Below are 7,184 nucleotides of genomic sequence, written 5' to 3' on the forward strand. Positions count from 1 at the left end.
GCTGACACAGTTCGTCGGCTCGTCTCGTTCGCGTTCGCACGGGCGACAGCTCAATCGGAACGCGGGTGGCGCTCGAGTCAGTTCCCGTTGCACCGCACACTGGCGACGAACGGGCCTGTAGGCAGTGCCTTCCACGGGATACTGACCGCAGAGCAGGGGGTACGAGTCGGATACTAAACAGCGAGGGACTGGTAGCGAGGCGGGATGGACTCGCCAGCGATTCGCGACCGAACAGTGCTCGTGACCGGCGGTGCGGGCTTTATCGGCAGCCATCTCGTCGATGCGCTCCACCCGCACAACGAGGTCAGGGTCCTCGATACCTTCAGCACGGGCGACCGAGCCCACCTCCCAGAGGGCGTGGCGGTGATCGACGGCGACGTTCGCGACCCGATCGCCGTCCAAGAGGCTGCCCGCGGCGTCGACATCATCTTTCACCACGCCGCGCTCGTCAGCGTCTCTCAGAGCGTCGACGCGCCCCGACAAAGCAACGAAACCAATCTCGAGGCGAGCCTGCTACTCTTAGAGCAGGCCCGCCAGGAAGATGCGCGGGTCGTCGTCGCCTCGAGCGCGGCGGTCTACGGCCACCCCGACGAACTCCCAGTCTCGGAGACGGCACGCACGAACCCGACCTCGCCGTATGGGGTCCAGAAGCTCGCACTTGACCAGTACACGCGCCTCTACGAGGAACTGTACGGACTGGAGACCGTCGCGTTGCGGTATTTCAACGTGTACGGACCGCGCCAGCAGGGCCCCTACAGCGGCGTCATCTCGACGTTTCTCGAGCAGGCGCGGGCAGGTGAGCCGATCACGGTCGAGGGAGACGGCCAGCAGAGTCGTGACTTCGTCCACGTCAGCGACGTCATCCGGGCGAACATGCAGGCGGCGACGACCGATGCAGTCGGCGAGGCGTACAACGTCGGCACGGGCCAGCGAACGACGATCGAGGAGTTGGCCGAGACGATCCGTGATGCAACTGGGTCCTCGTCACCGATCGTCCACCGCGAACCCCGCCCCGGTGACATCAGACACAGCGGCGCGGACACGTCGAAGGCGACGCGCGAACTCGGATTCGAGACGCGAATCAGCCTCGAGTCTGGGATTCGGTCGCTGGTCGGAGAGGGGACGGCGACGCTGACCGACGAGGATACCGGCCCCGTTCAAGAACGCCAGGGAAGCGGGTCGTATAGCTGAGCTCGATCCGGCGGGATCGGTACGACGCCGGCTGAATCTCGTCGGTGTGTCGAACACGAAATCGATGGGCGACGAAGTCAGAGTCGACCGAGACGCGGGACTCATCGCGTCGTGTTTGATTCGGAGAGAGTCACACCAACGTTTTTTTACTTCGGAAATCCGGGGAAAATCCGCACTAACCGTCTCAAACGTCCGGTCTAGTTTATTCGATCCGTTGAACAAAGGCGGCCTATCCCATGATTGGCGACTGTTTCGCCCGGGCGCTCACGAATCGAGTCGACAGCGCCGCAGCCGAAGTGACTGGCCAGCGACGACGGCGGCTCGGTATCGGTCGGTCGAGTGGAATTCACGGACGGAAAGAGATACAGATAGAATACTAACAGCATATGGGCTATAAAAAAGGATTTGTAGAGTGGTCACGACCGTACAGGACATGAACGAGGCGAATACGGATTTGCTACAGCCATGAGCATCTATCACTTGGTTGCCGCGTCCACCGCAGCGTTCGTTCCGTCGATCAGTAACGCGGTTGTCGATGTGGCGGGCGCAGGCTCACGATCCGGGTTCGCACCGTGGGCGGGTCGACCGCTCCAACTCGATGGAAGTGCCCACCTCGCCGCACTCATCGGCATGCTCGCGCTTGCGCTTCTCGGAGCGGTGCTCATCGCACGAAACCGATACGGGAACGCAGGCTCACTGACATCCGATGCGGAGACGGACCACGAGGAGTTTCTGACTGACCAAGAGCGCGTTCGGCAACTCCTCCAGGAAAACGGCGGCCGAATGAAGCAGTCCAATATCGTTGACTCCGTCGACTGGTCGAAAGCGAAGGTCAGCCGACTACTTGCCGACCTCGAGGAGGACGATCAGGTCACGAAACTGCGCCTCGGGCGGGAGAATCTGGTTTGTCTCCCGGGTCACGAACCGACAGCGTCGAAATCGTCCGAACAGACCCATGACGACTAGCGGGGACCGTTCCTATCAACAATCGTTGTTTTCCGTGAGCGAAGCTGCCACTGCGTACACGCCCGCTGAGTCGTAGTATCCGATTTCTCAGCGTAATGGTTCTGCCAGTTTATCCGCTGTACGAACGACGGGGAAGATGCCTTTACGGCAACCATGAACGCACGCAATCAGGTGCTCGTCGTACTTACCGCGCTGATGCTCGTGTGCTCGAGCGGGGCGATGGTAACAGCCGCAGCGAGCGGCAATGCCATCCAGAGCAGCGACACCAGCGAGGACGAGTACGACTCGGCAAACGAAACAGCAAACGAGACTGTAGTCGACGAACAGGACGGCGTCACCGCCGAGGGTGACGACGAGGACGAAACTGAGGCGGCGGACAACGAGTCCGCACAACAACCCGCGTACGTGACGTTTAACGATCAGACGACCGACGGCGAGACGGTCGTCGTCGCGAACGTCACGCTGGCGAGCCCCGGGTTCGTGTCGATCCACGACAGTAGCCTCCTCGTCGGCAACGTCATCGACAGCGTCATCGGCACCTCGGAGTACCTCGAAGCGGGGACTCACGAGAACGTCACGGTGACGCTCGACGACCCGCTCGAGGAGAGCGAGACCCTGATCGCGATGCCGCATCGCGATACGAACCAGAACGAGACGTACGACTTCGTCGAGACTGAGGGTGAAGAAGACGTTCCGTTCCTCACGCCTGACGGCGAACCGGTGACCGACGAGGCAGTGGTCACCGTCGAAGGCGCAGTTGAGGAGGAACCGGCTGACGAGATGCCAGCCGAGGACAACGTCACCGAGGAAGAGCCGGCTGAAGACGACATGGCTGATGATGAAGACGACGTCGATGACGTCACCGAGGAAGAGCCGGTCGAAGACGACATGGCAGACGATGAAGAGGACGTCGATAACGTCACTGAAGAAGTGCCGGACGAAGACGAGATGCCGATAGAAGAAATTCCGGTCGAGGGTGAGGGGCAGCCGGTCTTCATTACAGTCGAAAACCCAACCATCGAGGACGTAACCCTCGAGAACGTCACCGCGTACATCGCTGTCGTCGGTGAAGACGTCGACACTGAGCAGATCGTTGATCAGATCGACGACATCACTGACGGCGACGTCTCGGCTGACAACGTCACCGTCGAGGAGATGCCAGCCGACGAAGAGGAAGTCGAAGACGAGATGGAGGAGGATGAAGACAACGTCACTGAGGAAGAACCGGTCGACGAAGACCTTGAAGAGGACAACGTCACTGAAGAAGAACCGGTCGACGAAGACCTTGAAGAGGACAACGTCACTGAAGAAGAACCGGTTGACGAAGACCTCGAGGAGGACAACGTCACCGAAGAAGAGGAAGTCGAGGACGAGCTCGAGGCGACCGCGTTCAACATCAGTGATCTCGAGGCACCAGACAGCGCCACGATCGGTGAGAACATCACCGTGACGGCGAACGTCTCGAACCCCACTGATGAGGAACGCACCGAAACGATCGAGTTCCGTCTCGAGGGTGACCTCGTCGCCGACCAGAACGTGACTCTCGAGAGTGGCGACAGCGAAATCGTCGAGTTCGAGGTCGACACCAGTGACCTCGAGCCCGGCGAGTACATCCACATGGTGCTGGGTGACGAAGCCGGCGAAGTCGCGACGATCGAGTTGACCGAAGCCGACGATGTTGGTGTCGAAGAGGGCGTTGACGAGACCGAAGACGACACCGGTCTCGAAAACGAGACGGATGAAGACGAGATCGGCATCAACGAAACCGACGACGGTTTCGATGACGGAGCCGATAGTGGCGTGACGGCCGACTAATCGGTTTCAGTTCGGCTCGTCACTGCTTTGCCGCCCTACCGGACACGCGTCTTTTCTCGTCGACGACGATGAGCGACCGACTGGACAGTAAGCGCTGCTCGACGTGTAGCAGCGAGCCGTCAGTACCCACCGACGCTCGTCTCACCCGAGTAGTTGATACAGACTGCTTGCGGCAACGGCGAGAAACATCATGACGCTCGAGAGTACCGGATCGATGCTCGAGAACACGGGTACCTCGAGACCGGCCAGCGCGATGATCACGAGGCCAAGGGTACAGAGTCCGAGATGGAGCTGCAAGACGCGGGAGTAGTCGTCCGAGTGGCCGTCGACGTACTGGAGGACCTCGTCGAAGTGGCCGCCGGGGCGAATCGTCTTCGCGTCGGAGTCGTACTCGATCACGGCGTCTTCTTCCAGCTGCGGGAGATGTGTCTGTTGGAGAGAAACGTAGACGCTCTTGTAGAGGTTATTCGGAACGGGCGTGGTGTCCGATTCGGTCGCGGCGATCTCGGTCGCAACGTCGGAGACATCGATCTGTCCATCCGCCGCTGCGAGCAACTGAACGATAGCCCGACGTCTATCGTTGCCGAGGATGTGAAAGACCTCGCTCTCCTCGAGTGGCTCAGTTCTGTTCGTTTGAACTGACATCGATGAGAGAGAAGACGCGAGGGTTCTCGAGGGGCCGTCCACCACCAATGACCATGTATCCCCACTTCACTGACCACTAACTTTAACTTTTGCAGGTTACGGTGGGTGCTGACGGGATCCACGTGACCGAGGTGCATGCAGTCTGTGGTAGGAAGACGGTACAGGCAGGCAGTCAGACGGGTTGCTGCCCCGAGTGCTCGGCGCTCGGCGGGGCGGTCACGGGGACACCGGACCTCTCTGATAGGAGCCTGGATCATACGGACTCCTGTCAGTCAGTGCCGGCCGACCGCGACCGGTCTGCGATCCCACCGGGACAGCGGGACAGCAGACCGGAGCAGTCCACCACGCCTGTCACTGATCGAGGGTGCGGACTCGAGGGAGAGGGCGGTGGACGCTCGGGAAACGAAAGCTGCCGGAAAACACGCGGATGGTTTCGAACTTATTCGCCGGGGAGATGGCCGCCGGATTGCATCTCCCGATATGTCGTACAGGACGGGCAGCCATGGACGATATCACCGTTATCACCGAAGACGCGAGCGAACTGCTGTGTGACGTGTGTCCCACAGTTTCGGCATCGAGCGCCTGCTGTCGACGATTCCATGGGTTTCCAGTCGTGTTGTTTGGCGTTCATGGGTTTGGGGGTGTACGCGGACGCGTATCGATGATCTCGCCACACGCGGAACCAGTCGCGCTCAGTCCCGATGCAGCGACGAGACCGTTCAGCCAGCCCGATACCCGTCCGGACATCGTCGTATCGAGGGGAGCAAACGCGAATAAAGGACGTTGACTGTTCATAAGCGACGTTGGTCTAGAGAGCAGGGAAACAACCTCTTGCTGGCCGATATCGGTCAGTAGCAGGGGTATACCCGAAGTGTCGCCGAAGACTCGTCGTTCGACCTCAATCCGAATTCAGCTGTATTGGCGTTCATTCAGTGAGCAAACGCGTTGTTGCCGATGGCAGGACGGTGTTGAAAGCTGTAGTTTCCGCCTCGAAATGCGATCTTACGTCGTGGAACGAAGTGGCGGCAGTTTGTAAGGTACATCGTTATAAAATACCACTATCGCTTACCGATCCTTGTGTCGGAATGTAACCGTGGTATCCCCGGCAGTGGTGGTCCAGTGATACTGTGGGCTGTCCGTACGGTGGGTTCGCCGGATGATCTCGGCGGCTCTCACGTCCGGTGACGGCCGGCAGTATCTCGGCCCTCTCGAATCGGCACCTCTCCCAAAGAGCGAACAGACACGCCCCGTCTATGACGGGTGATCACAATCATGTCAACACAAGCGAGTAACACCCGATCGGAATCGACCGCCGATCCAGCGGCCCAACTCGACGTCCTCGGGGACGACTGTGCCCGGACGATCCTCATCGCAACGAGCGAAGGGCCGAAGACGGCAAAGGAACTGACCGAACGAACGGAGAGTTCGTCGGCAACGGTGTACCGACGAATCAACAATCTCCTCGAGAGCGATCTCATCGAAGAATGCGTGCGATTCGAAGACGACGGCTCACATACGACCGCCTACGAGTCGACCGTCGACGTCCTTCGCGTCCGAATCGACGCGGACGGCATTAACGTCGCGGTGGCAGAGAGCGACGGCTGACCGCCGACGAACGTATTACCGACGCGATAGCTATCCGGTTGCTGTCTCAACCAGCAACGTTGCCTGGACGAGATCCCCCTCGAGCGCCGTCACAACGGTCCCGCTGCCGATCGAGTGACTGTCACGAGAAGCCGCAGTTACGCTCGAGTAACACAGTGTAAACGGACGGAAGGGTCACTGTATGATACGGATAACAAATATCCACTCAGTGGAACGGTCTGTGTGATTGAGCAATGCACGATCTGACCGGCTTCCAGCGCGACCTGCTGTACGTGATCGCAGGAGCTGACCGCCCGTCGGGGCAGACCGTCAAAGACGAGGTCGAGAAATATTACAGCTCGGAGATAAATCACGGGCGGTTGTACCCGAATCTCGATACGCTCGTGAACAAAGAGCTGGTCGAGAAAGGACAGCTCGACAGACGAACGAACTACTATGCGATCACCGATGCCGGTCGAGAACAGATCGAAGCTCGTCGGGAGTGGGAGGAACAGTACGTCGACTTTTAGATCGGACGCTCGGGAAGCCGATGCTAGATCCGCGAGTAACGCGGCAGCAACAGTGCTAGGACGGCTGCCCTCGCTGAGCCGCTCGTGGCGGTAACACAGGCTTGACATCCTCCTCCGCCTGAAGGCGGAGGAATCCCAAGGTTGGGATATTACGGTTTGCAGTCCACCACCTCTCGTTGCGGTTGGAATCCGCAGGAGAGGTCATACAGGTAGACTCCGGGCTGTGCCAACCAGCCGGTACTCCTATCCCCACCCAAACCGGGCGCAGACTCAGAGTTACTTTCTTCGTTGATGCCGAGACAGATGTTCTCCGCCCCGTTCACATCAGCGTTGAACGCCGCGTCACACGACTCGCACACATACAACCCGCGTTCAACACGCTGACCGTCGTCTTCCCTACCGCACACGCAACACGTCTTGCTCGTGTCCCGTTCGGACACTTCTACGACTTCA

8 protein-coding genes are annotated in these 7,184 nt (G+C 59.7%); 5 read left to right on the top strand and 3 right to left on the bottom strand.

Annotated elements, in window-relative coordinates; genetic code table 11:
- Nucleotides 1-204 precede the first annotated feature (204 nt).
- From BSG09_RS17040 to BSG09_RS17050, 3 genes are all read left to right on the top strand, one after another.
- Nucleotides 205-1,191 (top strand): NAD-dependent epimerase/dehydratase family protein, encoded by a 987-nt coding sequence (locus BSG09_RS17040; protein WP_092935246.1) that lies wholly within the window; start codon nucleotides 205-207, stop codon nucleotides 1,189-1,191.
- 465 nt (nucleotides 1,192-1,656) lie between these two features.
- Nucleotides 1,657-2,157 carry a helix-turn-helix transcriptional regulator gene (locus tag BSG09_RS17045; RefSeq protein WP_092935248.1) on the top strand — a complete coding sequence of 167 codons (501 nt, stop codon included), beginning with the start codon at nucleotides 1,657-1,659 and terminating at the stop codon, nucleotides 2,155-2,157.
- 153 nt (nucleotides 2,158-2,310) lie between these two features.
- The gene (locus tag BSG09_RS17050; RefSeq protein ID WP_092935250.1) at nucleotides 2,311-3,972 is read left to right on the top strand and encodes a DUF7282 domain-containing protein; all 1,662 of its coding nucleotides are present in this window, start codon (nucleotides 2,311-2,313) and stop codon (nucleotides 3,970-3,972) included.
- A gap of 141 nt (nucleotides 3,973-4,113) precedes the next feature.
- Here the strand turns inward: BSG09_RS17050 and BSG09_RS17055 are convergent, their stop codons facing one another.
- Together BSG09_RS17055 and BSG09_RS17060 are read right to left on the bottom strand one after the other, a co-directional pair.
- Nucleotides 4,114-4,617 carry a DUF7344 domain-containing protein gene (locus tag BSG09_RS17055; protein ID WP_092935252.1) on the bottom strand — a complete coding sequence of 168 codons (504 nt, stop codon included), beginning with the start codon at nucleotides 4,615-4,617 and terminating at the stop codon, nucleotides 4,114-4,116.
- A gap of 439 nt (nucleotides 4,618-5,056) precedes the next feature.
- Complete coding sequence (locus tag BSG09_RS17060; protein ID WP_449289259.1) at nucleotides 5,057-5,218, bottom strand: DUF7563 family protein; 162 nt, start codon at nucleotides 5,216-5,218, stop codon at nucleotides 5,057-5,059.
- Between the two features lie 671 nt (nucleotides 5,219-5,889).
- Here BSG09_RS17060 and BSG09_RS17065 point away from each other — a divergent pair.
- On the top strand, nucleotides 5,890-6,222 hold the full coding sequence (locus BSG09_RS17065) for a winged helix-turn-helix domain-containing protein (RefSeq protein ID WP_092935254.1): 333 nt from the start codon (nucleotides 5,890-5,892) through the stop codon (nucleotides 6,220-6,222).
- A gap of 233 nt (nucleotides 6,223-6,455) precedes the next feature.
- Nucleotides 6,456-6,731, top strand: coding sequence for a PadR family transcriptional regulator (locus tag BSG09_RS17070; RefSeq protein ID WP_008011976.1), 276 nt, complete (start codon nucleotides 6,456-6,458; stop codon nucleotides 6,729-6,731).
- A gap of 149 nt (nucleotides 6,732-6,880) precedes the next feature.
- Here BSG09_RS17070 and BSG09_RS17075 read toward each other — a convergent pair.
- Nucleotides 6,881-7,184 (bottom strand): zinc ribbon domain-containing protein (locus tag BSG09_RS17075; RefSeq protein ID WP_139246254.1); only part of this gene is annotated, 304 nt, incomplete at its 5' end.

Origin of the sequence: Natrinema hispanicum (assembly GCF_900111485.1) — an archaeon.
GTDB lineage: Archaea > Halobacteriota > Halobacteria > Halobacteriales > Natrialbaceae > Natrinema > Natrinema hispanicum_A.

Bases quoted from the DNA above. Each gene is read 5' to 3' on its own strand.
- BSG09_RS17040 (WP_092935246.1), top strand. From the start codon at position 205: ATGGACTCGCCAGCGATTCGCGACCGAACAGTGCTCGTGACCGGCGGT.
- BSG09_RS17045 (WP_092935248.1), top strand. From the start codon at position 1,657: ATGAGCATCTATCACTTGGTTGCCGCGTCCACCGCAGCGTTCGTTCCG.
- BSG09_RS17050 (WP_092935250.1), top strand. From the start codon at position 2,311: ATGAACGCACGCAATCAGGTGCTCGTCGTACTTACCGCGCTGATGCTC.
- BSG09_RS17055 (WP_092935252.1), bottom strand. From the start codon at position 4,617: ATGTCAGTTCAAACGAACAGAACTGAGCCACTCGAGGAGAGCGAGGTC.
- BSG09_RS17060 (WP_449289259.1), bottom strand. From the start codon at position 5,218: ATGGAATCGTCGACAGCAGGCGCTCGATGCCGAAACTGTGGGACACAC.
- BSG09_RS17065 (WP_092935254.1), top strand. From the start codon at position 5,890: ATGTCAACACAAGCGAGTAACACCCGATCGGAATCGACCGCCGATCCA.
- BSG09_RS17070 (WP_008011976.1), top strand. From the start codon at position 6,456: ATGCACGATCTGACCGGCTTCCAGCGCGACCTGCTGTACGTGATCGCA.